The organism is Streptomyces sp. HSS9-12, from assembly GCF_054963655.1.
In genome coordinates this window covers 48632-64576 of the sequence record NZ_JBUEGC010000028.1, presented here as the reverse complement: position 1 = coordinate 64576, position 15945 = coordinate 48632, and the positions used below count along the sequence as shown (strand labels likewise).

Here is a 15945-nt window from a genome sequence, read left to right as displayed (position 1 = left end):
TCGAACATGGCGACTCCACCCGGCGACGAACCCGCCGCCCCACCCATCCCCGAGTCCGTCCACCGCCGCCGCTGGCTCATCCTGTCGGTGCTGATGTTCAGCCTGGTGATGGTGGTGCTGGACAACTCGATCCTCAACGTGGCCATGAAGACGATCGCCACGCCCGCGCCCGTGGGCCTCGGCGCGACCCAGAGCGAGCTGGAGTGGGCGATCAACTCCTACACGCTGGTCTTCGCCGGGGTCCTGTTCACCGCGGGCCTCCTCGGCGACCGGCTCGGCCGCAAGAAGGTCCTGGTGTTCGGAATGGCCGTGTTCGGGATCGGCTCGGTGCTCGCCGCGGTCTCCGACTCGCCCGCGCAGCTCATCGCCTTCCGCTCCGTGATGGGCCTGGGAGGCGCGTTCGTGATGCCCGCCACCCTGGCGATCATGATGAACGTCTTCGAGCGTGAGGAGCAGCCCCGGGCGATCGGCATCTGGGTGGGCTGCGTGGGTTATGCCATCGCGTTCGGGCCGATCACGGGCGGGCTGCTGCTCGAGCACTTCTGGTGGGGCTCGGTCTTCCTGATCAATGTGCCGATCGTGGTCCTGGGCCTGCTCGGGATGGTGCTGGTCGTCCCCGACTCCCGGGATCCGCAGCCCGGGCGGCTGGACCCGGTGGGGGTGCTGCTGTCCATCGTGGGGCTGGTGCTGCTGGTGTACGGGATCATCAAGGGCGGCCAGCTCGCCGACTTCACCGACCCCGAGGTGCTCGGCACGCTCGGCGGGGGCCTCGCAGTACTGGCGGTGTTCGTCCTGTACGAGAGGCGCATCGAGCACCCCGCCATGGACCTCTCCTACTTTCGCAACCCCGTCTTCTCGGCCGCCGTCACCGCCGTGGCGCTGGTGTTCTTCGCGCTGCTGGGCGTCACCTTCTTCATCGTCTTCTACACCCAGAGCGTCCGCGGTTACTCTCCGCTGGAAACCGGCCTCCTGCTGCTGCCGCTCGCCATCACGCAGACGTACTTCGCCCCGCGTGCCCGCCTCGTCGTCGAGCGGTTCGGCGCCCGCGCCGTCTGCACAGCCGCCATGCTGCTCATCGCCGTGGGCCTTGGCGGACTGGTGCTCCTCGACACCGGCACCCCGATCTGGGTGCTGGAGGTGCTGTTCCTGCTGCAGGGCACCGGCATGGCGCACATCATGGCGCCGGTGACCGTCGCGATCATGCAGGCGCTGCCCCGTGAGAAGGCCGGCTCCGGATCGGCCATCAACAGCACCTTCCGGCAGGTCGGCGGGGCGCTGGGCGTCGCCGTCCTGGGTTCGCTGCTCTCCACCACCTACCGGGACGGCATCGAGGACCGGCTCGCCGTACTGCCCCCGGGCCTGCGGCACGCGGCCGGCGAGTCCATCGAGGCCACTCTCGGAGCCGCCGAGCGGATGGGCCCGGCCGGGCGGGCGCTGGTGGCCCCCTCTCACGACGCCTTCATCCACGCCATGCACATCACAGCCCTGGGCGGGGCGGCGATCGCGCTGGTCGTGGCGGTCGTCGTCGCCGTCTTCCTGCCGGGGCGGGACGCGGTCGGCGCGGGCTCCGAGGAGCCACAGGAGGCCGGGGCGGGCCCGGACGACCGGGCCGAGGTATGGCGATGAGCGTGCCGCCGCGCCGGCAGGAGCCAGGGCGGGGCAGGGGCCCCGAACCGGGCCGCGGCAGGCCACGCGACGCCGCCGTCGACAGGGCGGTCATCGAGGCCGTCCTGCGGATGCTCGAGCAGGGCGCGAGCATCGCCGAACTGTCCATGGAGCGCATCGCGCGCGAAGCGGGCGTCGGCAAGGCCACCGTCTACCGGCGCTGGCCGGGCAAGAGCGCGCTGATGATGGACGTGATGCGCTCGCTGGACGAGGGCCACCCGTCCTTGGCGGGCGAATCCGTACGCGACGACATGATCGCCATGCTGGAGTTCCTGCGGCAGCGGGGCCTGGCCAAGCGCCACTCGGCGCTGCTGCGCGCCGTCGTCGCCCATGTCCAGGCGCAGCCGGCGCTGTGGCGGGAGTACCACGACACCGTGGTCCAGGCGCGGCGCGAGCTGGTGCTCGGCGTGCTGCGGCGCGGGGTCGCCACGGGCGAGATACGCGCCGACCGCGACATCCAGCTCCTCGCCGACCTCTTCGTCGGGCCGATGCTCAGCCGTGCGGTGCTGCACGAGTGGACCGAACTGTCCGAAGGCCTGGCCGAGCAGATCGTCGACACGGTCCTGGAAGGGGCGCGCCCCGCTGACGGGCCGGGTCGCCGGGCCTGATTGTTCTGTTTCTGTCACAGTGGATCATCAGCCGGTCAGTGCCGGAACCCGCGCCGCCGCGCCGTTCGTCCTCGTCACCGGACCGGCCGCCCCGAGCGGTCGTGGAAACCCGCCGGTCATCACCTAGGGTGCGAGGGCGGGGAATCGGCGTGCAGGCAGCAGCGAGGAACGGCACATGGCGCAGGCGTACAGGACGCGGACGGGGCGAGGCGGGCCGGGAACCCGCGAGCGAACCGGATCCGGGCCCCGACGCCGGCTGGGCGGGCCGCTCGGCACCGGGGTGTGGCGGCGCGGGATCCTGCTGGCGCTGTGGGCCCTGGTGCTCACCGCGCTGATGATCTTCCATGCCCAGGTCCCGAACAGCGTCGGCAACCTCGGCAGCCTGCTGGAGACCTTCCTGCCGTGGCTGGGCCTGGTGGGCATCCCGGTGCTGCTGCTGTGCGCGCTGCTGCGCCGCTCGGCCACCGCGCTCGTGGCCCTGCTGCTGCCCACCGCTGTCTGGCTCAATCTGTTCGGCGGACTGGTCACCGACAAGTCCGGAAGCGGTGCGGCCGGCCTTACGGTGGCCACCCACAACGTCAGCGCCGAGAACTCCGACCCGTCGGGCACCGTGCACGATCTGGCGGCCTCCGGAGCGGACGTCGTCGCGCTGGAGGAGCTGGCGGGCGCCGCCGCCCCGGCGTACGAGAAGGCCATGCGGGGCAGCTACCCGTACCACGCGATGCAGGGCACGGTCGGGGTCTGGAGCAAGTACCCGCTGAGCGACACCCGCCCGGTCGACATCAAGCTGGGCTGGACGCGGGCGCTGCGCAGTACGGTCCGGACCCCGGACGGTCCGGTGGGGGTGGTCGTCGCGCATCTGCCGTCGGTGCGGGTGAAGGTCAAGGCGGGCTTCACCGCCGGGCAGCGGGATGACAGTGCGGAGGCGCTCGGGCAGGCCATCGCCGCCGAGAAGCTGGACCGGGTCGTGCTCCTCGGCGATCTCAACGGCACGATGAACGACCGTGCGCTGGCCCCGGTCACCTCGCAGATGCGGTCCACGCAGGGCGCGGCCGGCGACGGCTTCGGCTTCAGCTGGCCGGCGTCGTTCCCGATGACGCGGATCGACCAGATCATGGTGCGGGGGTTGGAGCCGGTGTCGTCGTGGACGCTGCCGCGGACCAGCAGCGACCACCTGCCGATCGCGGCGACGGTCAGGTTCTGAGGGGCCGCGGCACTAGGCCCCGTAGAACAGGTCTTCCACCACCGCACGCGCCCGGCGTGTGACGCGGCGGTAGTCGTCGAGCATCTGGCCGACGTGCCCCGGCTCGTAGCCCAGGTAGCGCCCGACCGCGGCCAGCTCCCGGCCGTCCGACGGAAACGTGTCGCCCGCCCGCCCGCGCACCAGCATCACTGCGTTGCGCACCCGCGTCGCCAGCACCCACGCCTCGTCGAGGATCTGGGCCTCCTCCGTACCGATCAGCTCCGCCGCGTGCGCCGCCGCCAGAGCCTCCCGGGTACGGGTGGTGCGCAGCCCCGGCTCCGCCCAGCCGTGCCGCATCTGCAGCAGCTGCACCGTCCACTCGACGTCCGACAGACCGCCGCGGCCCAGCTTGGTGTGCATGGTCCGGTCCGCGCCGCGCGGCAGCCGCTCGGACTCCATCCGTGCCTTCAGCCGCCGGATCTCGCGGACGGCGTCCTCGCCCAGCCCCTCCGGCGGGTACCGCAGCGGGTCGATGAGCTCGATGAACTTCGCCCCGAGCTCCGGGTCACCGGCGACCGGCTCCGCGCGCAGCAGCGCCTGGCTCTCCCACACCAGCGACCAGCGCCGGTAGTAGGCGGCGTACGAGCCGAGCGTGCGCACCAGCGGGCCGCTCTTGCCCTCGGGCCGCAGGTCGGCGTCGATGAGCAGCGGCGGGTCGGCGGTGGGCAGCTGGAGCAGCCGGCGCATCTCGTTGGCGACGGCGAACGCGGCCCGCGCCGCCTCGTGTTCGTCCACGCCCTCGCGCGGCTCGTGGACGAACAGCACATCGGCGTCGGAGCCGTAGCTCTGCTCGTGGCCGCCGAAGCGGCCCATGCCGATGACCGCGAAGCGGGTGGGCAGTTCATCGCCCCACCGGGCGCGGACCGCGGCCCGCAGGGCGCCCGCGATCGTCGCGGCGTTCAGGTCGGAGATCGCCGCCCCGACGACGTCCACCGCATGGCTGCCGGCGCAGGAGAACGTGCCCTCCTCGGCGGCGCCCTCCGCGCCGTATGCCCCCACGATGTCGGCCGCGGCCGTCCGGAACAGCTCCCGGCGCCGCACTCCACGGGCTGCCGCGACCGCCTGCTCGGGCCCGTCGGCCCTGCCCACCGCGGCGAGTACCTCCTGCTCGAGGTGCGCCCGGTCGCGCGGCTTCAGGCCCTCGGGGTCGCCGAGCAGCGCGACCGCTTCGGGGGCGCGCATCAGCAGGTCCGGGGCGAACCGCCCAGCGGACAGCACCCGCGCCAGGTTCTCGGCCGCCACCCCCTCGTCCCGCAGCAGCCGCAGATACCAGGGCGTCTTGCCGAGCGCGTCGGAGACCTTGCGGAAGTTCAGCAGCCCCGCGTCGGGGTCGGCCGAGTCCGCGAACCAGCCGAGCAGGACGGGCAGCAGGGTGCGCTGGATGGCGGCCCTGCGGGTCACTCCCGACGCCAGGGCCTCCAGGTGGCGCAGGGCCGCGGCCGGGTCCGCGTAGCCGAGCGCTTCGAGCCGCTGGCGCGCCGCCTCCGTGCTGAGCCGCACCTCGCCGGGCTCCAGCTGTGCCACGGCGTCCAGCAGCGGCCGGTAGAACAGCTTCTCGTGCAGCCGCCGCACCTCGCGCGCGTGCCGTCGCCACTCCTGGTTCAGCTGGGCCACCGGCTCCACGTGGGCGGGCCACTGGTATGTACGGCCCAGCGAGCGGCCGAGGCGGCGCAGATCGGCCTCCTCCTCCGGGACCAGATGGGTGCGGCGCAGCCGGTACAGCTGGATGCGGTGCTCCATGGAGCGCAGGAACCGGTAGGCGGCGTCGAGCGCGGCGGCGTCAGCGCGGCCGACGTAGCCCCCGGCGGCCAGCGCGGCCAGCGCGTCCAGGGTCGTACCGCTGCGCAGGGACGCGTCGTGGCGGCCGTGGACCAGTTGGAGCAGCTGGACGGCGAACTCCACGTCGCGCAGGCCTCCTGGGCCCAGCTTCAGCTCCCGTTCGACCTGCGCGGCGGGAATGTTGGCCTCGACGCGGCGGCGCATCTCCTGCACGTCGGTGACGAAGTTCTCGCGCTCGGCGGCCTGCCAGACCATGGGCGCGACGGCGTCCACGTACGCCTGGCCCAGGTCGGCGTCGCCGGCCACCGGCCGGGCCTTGAGCAGCGCCTGGAACTCCCAGGTCTTGGCCCACCGCTGGTAGTAGGCCAGATGGCTGGAGAGGGTCCGTACCAGCGGGCCGTTGCGGCCCTCGGGGCGGAGGTTGGCGTCGACGGGCCAGATGGTGCCCTCGACGGTGGTGTCGGAGCAGATCCGCATCATGTGCGAGGCGAGGCGGGTGGCGGCCTGCAGGGCCTTGCTCTCGTCCGTGCCGTCGGCGGGCTCCGCGACGAAGATGACGTCCACGTCCGAGACGTAGTTGAGCTCGTAGCCGCCGCACTTGCCCATGGCGATCACGGCCAGCCGGCAGGCGGCGGCATCCCCCGGCGCCTGCGCCTCGGCGATGGCGAGGGCCGCCCGCAGGGTGGCGGTGGCCAGGTCGGCCAGCTCGGCGGCGGTCTCGGCGAGGTCTATCGTCCCGCACACGTCGCGGGCGGCGATGGTCAGCAGGCAGCGGCGGTAGGCGACCCGCAGCGAGTCGGGGTCGCGGGCGCCGGCGAGCCCCCGCTCGAAGTCCTCGAGGCCCGGGTGGAGATCGGTGGACTCGTACGTCACCAGGGCGTGCCAGTCCAGCGGGTGGCGTGCGAGGTGGTCGACGAGCGCCTCTGACGCGCCGAGCACCCCGAGCAGCCGGTCGCGCAGCGGCTTGGAGGTGATCAGAGTGGAGAGCAGGGCCTGCGCCTCGCCGCTGTGCTCACCGTCCGGCGCGGACAGCGCTTCGACAAGGCGTACGAGACCGCGCAGGGCGAGGTCGGGGTCGGCGGTGGCGCCGAGGGCGTCGAGCAGCATCGGATCGCTGCGGACGCTCGACAGGGCCGGCGTGTCCAGGAGCCGGTCGGCCGCCGCGGGATCGGTGAATCCGTGGCGCAGCAGCCGGGAGAACCGGCTGTCCCGTCGTCCTCCGTGCAGCACCATGCACCGCCTCTCCGCGCAGCGACGATCCGCCCTGCGAGCCTATCCGCCCGGCGGCCCCGCCCGCGGCCCGGCCCAGCGGGCCACTCTGTCCGGGCGGGACCTTCCCGGCGCTTCGCGCCGGGATCGGTCCACACCCGCCCGCCCCTCTATCGGGACCCTTACAGCACCGGCAGCAGCGTCTTCAGCTCGAAGGCCGTGACCTCGGAGCGGTAGGACTCCCACTCCTGCTTCTTGTTGCGCAGGAAGAAGTCGAAGACGTGCTCCCCGAGCGTCTCGGCGACCAGCTCACTGCGCTCCATGAGCGCGATCGCCTCGCCCAGGTTCTGCGGCAGCGGCTCGATGCCCAGCGAGCGGCGCTCGGAGTCGGACAGCGCCCAGACGTCGTCCTCGGCACCGGGCGGCAGCTCGTAGCCCTCCTCGATGCCCTTGAGGCCGGCGGCGAGCAGCGCCGCGTAGGCGAGGTACGGGTTGGCGCCGGAGTCCAGGGACCGGACCTCGATGCGCGTCGAGCCCGTCTTGCCCGGCTTGTACATCGGAACGCGGATCAGGGCCGAGCGGTTGTTGTGGCCCCAGCAGATGTACGACGGCGCCTCGCCGCCCGCGCCGGCCGGGCGGTTCGCGCCGCCCCAGATCCGCTTGTAGGAGTTCACCCACTGGTTGGTGACGGCGGAGATCTCACCCGCGTGCCGGAGCAGGCCCGCGATGAAGGACCGACCGACCTTGGAGAGCTGGTACTCGGCGCCGGACTCGTGGAAGGCGTTGCGGTCGCCCTCGAAGAGGGACAGGTGGGTGTGCATGCCCGAGCCGGGGTGCTCGGAGAACGGTTTCGGCATGAACGTCGCGTGGACGCCCTGCTCGAGCGCCACCTGCTTCATGATCAGCCGGAAGGTCATGATGTTGTCGGCTGTGGACAGCGCGTCCGCGTACCGCAGGTCGATCTCCTGCTGGCCCGGCGCTCCCTCGTGGTGGGAGAACTCCACCGAGATGCCCATGGACTCGAGCATGGTGATGGCCTGGCGGCGGAAGTCCATGCCGACGTTCTGCGGCGTGTGGTCGAAGTAGCCGGAGGAGTCGGCGGGCACCGGCCGGCGGCCGTCGTCCGGCTTGTCCTTGAGCAGGAAGAACTCGATCTCGGGGTGGGTGTAGAAGGTGAACCCCAGGTCCGAGGTCTTGGCGAGGATGCGCTTGAGGACATACCGCGGGTCGGCGTACGACGGGGAGCCGTCGGGCATGAGGATGTCGCAGAACATCCGGGCCGTGCCGGGGGATTCGGCGCGCCAGGGCAGTATCTGGAAGGTGCCCGGGTCCGGCTTGGCGATCATGTCCGACTCGTATACCCGGGCGAAGCCCTCGATGGCCGAGCCGTCGAAGCCGATGCCTTCGTCAAAGGCCTGCTCGAGCTCCGCCGGCGCCACAGCGACCGACTTGAGGAAGCCGAGCACATCGGTGAACCACAGGCGCACGAAGCGGATGTCGCGCTCTTCGAGCGTCCGGAGCACGAACTCCTGCTGCTTATCCATGATTCCTATCCTCGCAGGTGGGACGGCTTGCTCGGCCGCTTGGGGGGTGCCGGTGACCTGGTGGGACCGAGTATCACCTGACGGGGTTTCCAGCGCGTTTCACGCCTGCCACCCGCCCTTTCCGGGCCCATGCTCAGGCTAGGTCCTCAGGGCCATTTGAGCCCAGGCGGGTGGCGTCCCGATCATGTGCGAGCACGGCCCGGGCAATGGCCGCGGGGTCGTCGAGCATCAGCAGACGGCCGGCGGGGGCGGAGATACGGAAGTCGGCGCCGTCGAGCGTGGCGGCGAGCCGGCGCCCCCGGTCGAGCCGGTGCAGCTCGTACGGCGAGTCGCGGGCGCCGTACGCCACCAGCACCGTGACCGGGATGTGCGGCAGCGGGTGCCGGGCGCGCAGGGCGGCCACCTCCGCGGCCAGGATCGGGGCGGATGCGTTCTCCAGCAGCCCGGCGCGCAGCATCCGGCTGGTGCGGTAGCAGTGGCGTACGCATGCCTCCGGGGCCGGGTCGCAGTGGCGTACGGTCCCGGCGCGCACGGTGCGGCGGCGTACCGTCCGGCCCAGCGCGCGGGGCAGTCCGGCCGCCGCCAGGCCCGCCCCGAGCAGGCGGGCGGCGGCGATCCGCAGCCCCGGCGCGATCGGCCGGCGCGGGTCGTCTCCTCGGGCCCCGGCGATGCTGCTGCCGTCAATGAGGACCAGCCGCCGGGTGCGGTCGGGGTGCAGCCGGGCGAACGCCTCGGCGTGCAGGCCGGCCAGCGAATGGCCGACGAGCGTGCACGGGCCGCCCAGCCCGAGCGCGTCGAGGACGCCCAGGATCCGTCCGGCCTCTCCTTCCGCCGTGGGAAGAGCGACGGGAGGGGCGCTGAGGCCGAGGCCGGGCCGGTCGAAGCGGACCACCGTACGGTACGGAGTCAGCAGAGGCGCTACGGCGTCCCAGTCGAACCAGCTGCTGCCCGCACCGCCGCTGAGTACGCAGACGGGGCCTTCGCCCTCGCGCAGCACGTGCGTCGGTACGCCGCCGATACGGAGGATGCGGCCGGGCACAGGCACGGGCACGCGGGTCATGGCTCCAGCTTCCACCGGACCGCGTGCTCCCGCCGCTCCGGCCGTCCGCCGACCGGAGGGTCAACACGCCGCAGGTCCTGGCGCTGAGCGGGTAGTTATACCCCTCCTGGGTAATGTGGCCACCGTCGTTGACCAGCGGACGCGGTGCGGAGGTGGCTATGCACGGGCCGCGGAGGGTGGTCGCCTGGGCCGGCCGGCTGCTGCTGTGCGCCGCGCTGGTCATGGGCGTCGTCACGATGCACGCCCTCGGCCATCCCGCGGAGCACGGCTCTGCGTATCCTCCGGTCCGCTCCTTTCTCGCCACCCGCGCCACAGGACACGGCGCGCCCGCCGCACCGGTCGTACTCGCGGTGCCGGGCGGGTTCCGCGCCGACGATCCGGTGCTGGACGGCGGGCCGGACCCGCTGGCGGTCTGCCTCGCCGTACTGGGCGCCTGGGCCGTGGCGCTGCTGGCCCGCGGAGTCCTTTCGCTCCGGCCCGCCGACGCCCTCCCCGCCGCCCGCGCGCGGCACTCCCACGCCCGTCGGCCGGGCGCATCGCGGGAGCTGAGGATCCTGCGCACGCGGTTCTCGGTGCTGCGGATATAGGGCGGCCCATGCCGCCCCGGCGCGGCAACCGCATCCCCCTTCCCCGCAGGACACCGATATGAGGTGCATTCAGCCATGCCCAGGCCAACCCGCCGTGCTGTGCTCGGAGCGGGAATCGCCGCCACAGGCGGCACCCTGCTCGCCGCCTGTTCCCCCTCCCCCAGCAGCGCCATCGACCATTCCGGCCACGGCGGCCCGCCCGCCGCCCCCAAAGGATTCGTCACCCCCGACGGCAGGGAGGTGGCCGCCGCCGAAGCGAAGCGTGCAGCGGCGCAGAGCGGTCCCGTACGCAAGGTGAAGCTCACGGCCGTCGAGACCCGGCTCGACCTGGGCGGGGTGACGGTCAAGTCCTGGGCGTACGGCGACCAGCTGCCGGGCCAGGCGATCCGTGCCACCGCCGGCGAGACGCTTGATGTCACCGTCGCCAACCATCTGCCAGAGGCCACCACCGTCCACTGGCACGGACTGCGGCTGCGCAACGACATGGACGGCGTTCCGGGCGTGACCCAGAAGTCGATCAAGGCCGGAGCGGCCTTCGACTACCGCTTCGCGGTCCCGCACGCCGGAACGTACTGGCTGCACCCGCACGGGAGCGTGCAACTGGACCGCGGACTGTACGCACCGCTGATCATCGACGACCCGAAAGAGCCGCTTTCCTACGACAAGGAGTGGCTGGTGGTACTGGACGACTGGGTCGACGGGGTCGACGGCAGCACACCGGATGACGTGCTGGCCGAGCTCACCCAGGGCAGGGGCGGCATGGACCACAAGGGCCATGACATGAGCGGCACGTCGGCGAGCCCCCAGACCTCGCCGGTCCGGCGGTCTTCCGGGCCGTCCCGGGTGCTCAAGGGATCGGACAGCAGGCTGCTCCGGGGCGAGGCGGGTGACGTCGCCTACCCGTACTACCTGATCAACGGGCGCACAGCCGACGCCCCGCGGACCTTCCGCGCCCAGCCCGGCGACCGCATCCGTATCCGCTTCATCAACGCCAGCGGCGACACTCCCTTCCGCGTCGCCCTCGGCGGCCACAAGATGACCGTGACGCACACCGACGGCTACCCCGTCGAGCACAAGGCGGCGGACACCCTGCTGCTGGCCATGGGGGAGCGTTACGACGTCCTGGTCACCGCCAAGAGCGGCACCTTCCCGCTGACGGCGCTCGCCGAGGGCAAGAACCGGGCGGCGATGGCGGTCCTGCGTACGGGCGGCGGCGCCGCGCCCCCCGGCTCCGCACGCCCGGGGGAGCTGGACGGGAAGCTCCTCTGGGCGGGCCGGCTGACCGCCGCCCCGGTCTGCCGCCTGGGGGCCCGCACCCCGGACCGCACCATCAGGCTCCGGCTCACCGGCTCGATGGAGGACTACGACTGGGCGATCAACCGCAAGAAATACGACCCGGCGGTCCGCTATGCCGTCCGCGCGGGCGAACGGGTCCGGCTGTCCCTGGTCAACCGCACACACATGTGGCATCCCATGCATCTGCACGGCCACACCTTCGCCCTGCCGAACGGCGGGGCACGGAAGGACACCACGATCCTGCTGCCGGGACAGGAGCTGAAGGTCGACTTCGACGCGGACAATCCGGGGTTGTGGATGTTCCACTGCCACAACGTCTACCACTCCGAGGCGGGCATGATGGCCATCCTCGGCTACAGCCGTTAGGGCCGGCGCTTCCGGAGAAACCGCCCGCTCGTCCCCCTGCACGGGGCGGGCGGGCGCCTGCACGGGACGGGCAGGCGCGATTGGGCGCCGCGCGGGGTGTGCGGGGACAGGTGTGGGGCCTGCCACTGGCTCCCAGATCACATCGCGTCAGACAGACGATTACACTGACCGCGTGCCTCAACTTCGTCTCGCCTTGAATCAGATCGACTCGACCGTCGGCGATCTCGCCGGGAACGCCGAGGCGATCATGTACTGGACCCGGCACTCCGCCGAGCAGGGGGCCCACCTGGTGGCGTTCCCCGAGATGGCGCTGACCGGCTACCCCGTCGAGGATCTCGCCCTGCGCACCTCGTTCGTCGAGGCGTCCCGGTCCGCCCTGCGCGCGCTCGCGGTGCGGCTGGCGGAGGAAGGTTTCGGCGAGCTCCCCGTGGTCGTCGGCTACCTCGACCGCTGCGAGAAGGCCCAGCCCCGCTACGGCCAGCCCGCCGGCGCCCCGCAGAACGCCGCGGCCGTGCTGCACCACGGCGAGATCACGCTGACCTTCGCCAAGCACCACCTGCCCAACTACGGCGTGTTCGACGAGTTCCGCTACTTCGTACCGGGCGAGACCATGCCCGTGGTGCGGCTGCACGGCGTCGATGTAGCGCTCGCCATCTGCGAGGACCTGTGGCAGGACGGCGGCCGGGTGCCCGCCGCCCGGAGCGTGGGCGCCGGGCTGCTGCTCTCCATCAACGCGTCCCCCTACGAGCGCGAGAAGGACGACACCCGGCTGGAGCTGGTCCGCAAGCGCGCCCAGGAGGCCGGCTGCACCACTGCCTACCTGGCGATGATCGGCGGGCAGGACGAGCTGGTCTTCGACGGCGACTCGATCGTCGTCGACCGCGACGGCGAGGTGATCGCGCGGGCCCCACAGTTCGAGGAGGGCTGCGTACTGGTCGACCTCGACCTGCCCGCGGCCGGGTCCGTGCCGTCCGGGACCGTGGACGACGGACTGATCGTCGACCACGTGACGCTGTCCGCCGACCCGCTCCCGCCGTACGAGCCCGAGTTCACCGGCGGCTACGCCAAGCGGCTCGAGGACCACGAGGAGGTCTACAGCGCGCTGGTCGTCGGCCTGCGCGCGTACGTCGCCAAGAACGGCTTCCGCAGCGTGCTGATCGGGCTGTCCGGCGGCATCGACTCGTCGCTGGTCGCCGCCATCGCGTGCGACGCGGTCGGCGCGCAGAACGTGTACGGCGTCTCGATGCCGTCGCGCTACTCCTCCGAGCACTCCAAGGAGGATGCGGCCGAGCTGGCGCGCCGCACCGGGCTGAACTTCCGTACGGTCTCGATCGCCCCGATGTTCGACGCCTATATGGAGTCGCTGCACCTGACGGGCCTCGCCGAGGAGAACCTCCAGTCGCGGCTGCGCGGCACGCTGCTGATGGCCATCTCCAACCAGGAGGGCCACATCGTCCTCGCCCCGGGCAACAAGTCGGAGCTGGCGGTGGGCTACTCCACGCTGTACGGCGACTCGGTCGGCGCGTACGCCCCGATCAAGGACGTCTACAAGACGTCGGTGTTCCGCCTCGCGAAGTGGCGGAACAAGGCGGCGGAGGAGCGCGGCCAGGTCCCGCCGATCCCGGAGAACTCGATCATCAAGCCGCCGAGCGCCGAGCTGCGGCCGGGCCAGAAGGACACGGACTCGCTGCCGGACTACGACGTGCTGGACAAGGTCCTGGAGCTGTACGTCGATCAGGACCAGGGGCGGGAGTCGATCGTCGGGCTCGGCTTTGATCCGGAACTGGTGGCGCGGGTGATACGGATGGTCGACACGGCGGAGTACAAACGGCGGCAGTACCCGCCGGGGACGAAGATCTCCGCCAAGATCTTCGGCAAGGACCGGCGGCTGCCGATCACCAACCGCTGGCGCGAGCACGCCTGAGCCGCCGGCTCAGGCGTGAAGCGGGGGCCCTGCCCCCGCGCCGCGGTCCCGTTCAGCATGTGGCGCGTGTTCGCCTTGGTGCGCCTGCGGCGTGCTGCTTTCCGACTGGCTCGCCCCTTTGTCAGGGGCGAACCTCGGTCCCCAAAGCGGGGGCCCTGCCCCCGCGCCGTGGCCCACTTCAGCACGTGGCGCGTATTCGCCTTGGTGCGCCTGCGGCGTGCGGTTCTTCCCACCCGCCCGCCCCTTGTCAGGGGCGAATCTCATCCCCGGCCAACGGGCGAATCACCCCGCCCTTGGATCAGGCCGGGGGCCTCCGCGGGAGGGGCCAGCGCCCTGTTGCTTGCGCGCCTCGGCACGCGCTCTCCCACCCACCCGCCCGCCCACCCCAAGGGCGGGTGAACCCGCCCTTGGGGCTGGGGTTCCTGATGAAGGGGTGGGTGGGCGGGCAGACCCCGCGCGGAGCGCGGGAAAGCGCCCGCGGCGCAGACGCGCGGGTGAGTGGGGGAAACCGTGCCGGAGGCAGTCAGGCAGGCGCGGGGCAGTGGGGAACCGTGCCGGAGGCAGTCAGGCAGGCGCGGGGCAGTGGGGAACCGTGCCGGAGGCAGTCAGGCAGGCGCGGGGCAGTGGGGAACCGTGCCGGAGGCAGTCAGGCAGGCGCGCGGCAGTGGGGAAACCGTGCCGGAGGCAGTACCGTTACGCCGCTCGGTCGAGGGCCGGGTGGCGGGCCGCGACATGGCGCGGGAGCCGGTAGGCGACCGAGCCGTACCAGGCGGAGGACAGCGCGAAACCCGCGGACAGGCAGAGCACGCCCCCCACCGCATCCAGCCAGAAATGGTTCGCCGTCGCGACGATCACCACCAGCGTGGTGGCCGGGTAGAGCACGCCCAGCACCTTCACCCACACCGCCCGCGACAGCACCACGATCGTGATCCCGCACCATACCGACCAGCCGATGTGCATCGACGGCATCGCCGCGTACTGGTTCGACACGGTGGCGAGGTTGCCCGACGCCATCGAGCCCCACGTCTCATGCACCAGCACCGTGTCGATGAAGTGCCCGCCCGCCATCAGCCGGGGCGGCGCGAGCGGATAGAGGTAGTAGCCGAGCAGCGCGACCCCCGTGGTCGAGAACAGCACCAGACGCGTCGCCGCGTAACGCCCCGGATGCCAGTGGTAGAGCCACACCAGCACTCCGATCGTCACGATGAAGTGCAGTGTCGCGTAATAGTAGTTCATGCCGACGATCAGCCAGTTGACCGAGTTCACAGCGTGGTTGACCGTTTTCTCCACGGCGATTCCCAGCAGCGCCTCCGCGCGCCAGACCCAGTCGGCATTGCGCAGGGCGTCAGCTTTCTGCTCCGGAACAGCGTTACGGATCAGGGAGTACGTCCAGTAACTCACGCCGATGAGCAGGATCTCGAACCACACGCGTGGCTGGCGAGGGGCCCGCAGCCGCGCCAGTACGGGCCGGCTTGACGCGGGGCGGGGTGCGCGCTCCTCGATGGGTGACGGGGCGGCCGTCCGGCCTTCCAGAGTCCTCACAATCTGTTCACCCATAGCGAGACAGTCTGCCAGATGGAGGCCTCCTGCAGATCACCTGCCGGACAGGTCTTCTCCAGCCACGCTACGCCTGGAGGCCGGCTGCTGCCCCTTGGGACCAGCCGCTGTTGAACCGCGAACGACCAACTCCGGGAGGAAGACGAACTCGCTGTGCGGGGCGGGGGTGCCGCCGATCTCCTCCAGCAGCGCCCCCACCGCAGCCTGCCCCATCGCATGCACCGGCTGCCGAATCGTCGTCAGCGGGGGATCGGTGAACGCGATCAGCGGCGAGTCGTCGAAGCCGACCACCGACACATCGCCGGGCACCTCCAGGCCGTGCTGCCGTACGGCCCGGATCGCGCCGAGCGCCATCATGTCGCTCGCGCACACCACCGCCGTGCAGCCCCGGTCGATGAGCGCCGAGGCCGCCGCCTGGCCGCCCTCCAGCGTGTACAGCGAGTGCTGCACGAGCTCTTCGGCCTCCTCCGGCGCCAACCCCAGCAGCTCGCCCATGCTGTACACGAAGCCTTCTATCTTCCGCTGCACCGGGACGAACCGCTTCGGGCCCAGCGCGAGCCCAATCCGCTCGTGGCCCAGCGCCGCGAGATGGGTGACCGCCAGCCGCATCGCCGCCCGGTCGTCGGGTGACACGAACGGCGCCTGCACCTTCGGTGAGAAGCCATTGATGAGCACGAACGGCACGCCCTGGCCGCGCAATACCTCGTACCGCTGCATATCGGCGGAGGTGTCGGCGTGCAGCCCGGAGACGAAGATGATCCCGGCGACCCCGCGGTCCACCAGCATCTCCGTCAGCTCATCCTCGGTGGAGCCGCCCGGGGTCTGGGTGGCCAGCACCGGCGTGTACCCCTGACGGGTCAGCGCCTGCCCGATGACCTGGGCGAACGCCGGAAAGATCGGGTTCTCCAGCTCCGGGGTGATCAGCCCGACCAGGCCGGCGCTGCGCTGCCGCAACCGCACCGGCCGCTCGTACCCGAGCACATCGAGCGCGGCCAGCACGGACTGGCGGGTGGTCGCGGCGACGCCGGGCTTGCCATTGAGCACCCGGCTGACCGTCGCTTCGCTGACCCCCGCCTGAGCTGCGATGTCAGCTAGCCGTGCGGTCAC

The 15945-nt window shown here is 71.8% G+C and carries 11 protein-coding genes; 6 read left to right on the top strand and 5 right to left on the bottom strand.

All coding sequences use genetic code 11. The features are described 5' to 3' along the window. Positions 1-6: 6 nt before the first annotated feature. The 3 genes from ACY34J_RS16825 (at position 7) to ACY34J_RS16815 (ending at position 3477) form a co-directional block, all read left to right on the top strand. Entirely contained in the window at positions 7-1626 is a 1620-nt protein-coding gene (locus tag ACY34J_RS16825; RefSeq protein ID WP_462727313.1) for a DHA2 family efflux MFS transporter permease subunit, read from the top strand. Then, the gene (locus ACY34J_RS16820; protein ID WP_462727312.1) at positions 1623-2273 is read left to right on the top strand and encodes a TetR/AcrR family transcriptional regulator; all 651 of its coding nucleotides are present in this window, start codon (positions 1623-1625) and stop codon (positions 2271-2273) included. The genes ACY34J_RS16825 and ACY34J_RS16820 overlap by 4 nt, the downstream gene beginning before the upstream one ends. Positions 2274-2448: 175 nt before the next feature. Next, on the top strand, positions 2449-3477 hold the full coding sequence (locus tag ACY34J_RS16815; RefSeq protein ID WP_462727311.1) for an endonuclease/exonuclease/phosphatase family protein: 1029 nt from the start codon (positions 2449-2451) through the stop codon (positions 3475-3477). A 12-nt stretch (positions 3478-3489) separates the two neighbouring features. On the opposite strand, the gene ACY34J_RS16810 is transcribed toward ACY34J_RS16815, so the two are convergent. The 3 genes from ACY34J_RS16810 to ACY34J_RS16800 all read right to left on the bottom strand — a co-directional run bounded on the left by ACY34J_RS16810 (position 3490) and on the right by ACY34J_RS16800 (position 9108). Next, a complete protein-coding gene (locus ACY34J_RS16810; RefSeq protein ID WP_462727310.1) occupies positions 3490-6528 on the bottom strand; it encodes a bifunctional [glutamine synthetase] adenylyltransferase/[glutamine synthetase]-adenylyl-L-tyrosine phosphorylase in 3039 nt (1012 codons plus the stop codon). Between the two features lie 158 nt (positions 6529-6686). Continuing rightward, positions 6687-8048, bottom strand: coding sequence for a type I glutamate--ammonia ligase (gene glnA, locus ACY34J_RS16805; RefSeq protein WP_462727309.1), 1362 nt, complete (start codon positions 8046-8048; stop codon positions 6687-6689). A gap of 133 nt (positions 8049-8181) precedes the next feature. Next, positions 8182-9108 (bottom strand): alpha/beta fold hydrolase, encoded by a 927-nt coding sequence (locus ACY34J_RS16800; RefSeq protein WP_462727308.1) that lies wholly within the window; start codon positions 9106-9108, stop codon positions 8182-8184. 158 nt (positions 9109-9266) lie between these two features. On the opposite strand from ACY34J_RS16800, the gene ACY34J_RS16795 reads away from it, so the two are divergent. The 3 genes from ACY34J_RS16795 to ACY34J_RS16785 all read left to right on the top strand — a co-directional run bounded on the left by ACY34J_RS16795 (position 9267) and on the right by ACY34J_RS16785 (position 13281). Next, positions 9267-9695, top strand: coding sequence for a hypothetical protein (locus ACY34J_RS16795; protein WP_462727307.1), 429 nt, complete (start codon positions 9267-9269; stop codon positions 9693-9695). 75 nt (positions 9696-9770) lie between these two features. Beyond that, positions 9771-11357, top strand: coding sequence for a multicopper oxidase family protein (locus ACY34J_RS16790; RefSeq protein WP_462727306.1), 1587 nt, complete (start codon positions 9771-9773; stop codon positions 11355-11357). A 172-nt stretch (positions 11358-11529) separates the two neighbouring features. Continuing rightward, entirely contained in the window at positions 11530-13281 is a 1752-nt protein-coding gene (locus ACY34J_RS16785) for an NAD+ synthase (protein ID WP_462727305.1), read from the top strand. A 693-nt stretch (positions 13282-13974) separates the two neighbouring features. Here ACY34J_RS16785 and ACY34J_RS16780 read toward each other — a convergent pair. Both ACY34J_RS16780 and ACY34J_RS16775 read right to left on the bottom strand, forming a co-directional pair. Next, positions 13975-14838 carry a phosphatase PAP2 family protein gene (locus tag ACY34J_RS16780; RefSeq protein WP_462727304.1) on the bottom strand — a complete coding sequence of 288 codons (864 nt, stop codon included), beginning with the start codon at positions 14836-14838 and terminating at the stop codon, positions 13975-13977. Between the two features lie 36 nt (positions 14839-14874). Then, positions 14875-15945 (bottom strand): LacI family DNA-binding transcriptional regulator, encoded by a 1071-nt coding sequence (locus tag ACY34J_RS16775; protein ID WP_462727303.1) that lies wholly within the window; start codon positions 15943-15945, stop codon positions 14875-14877.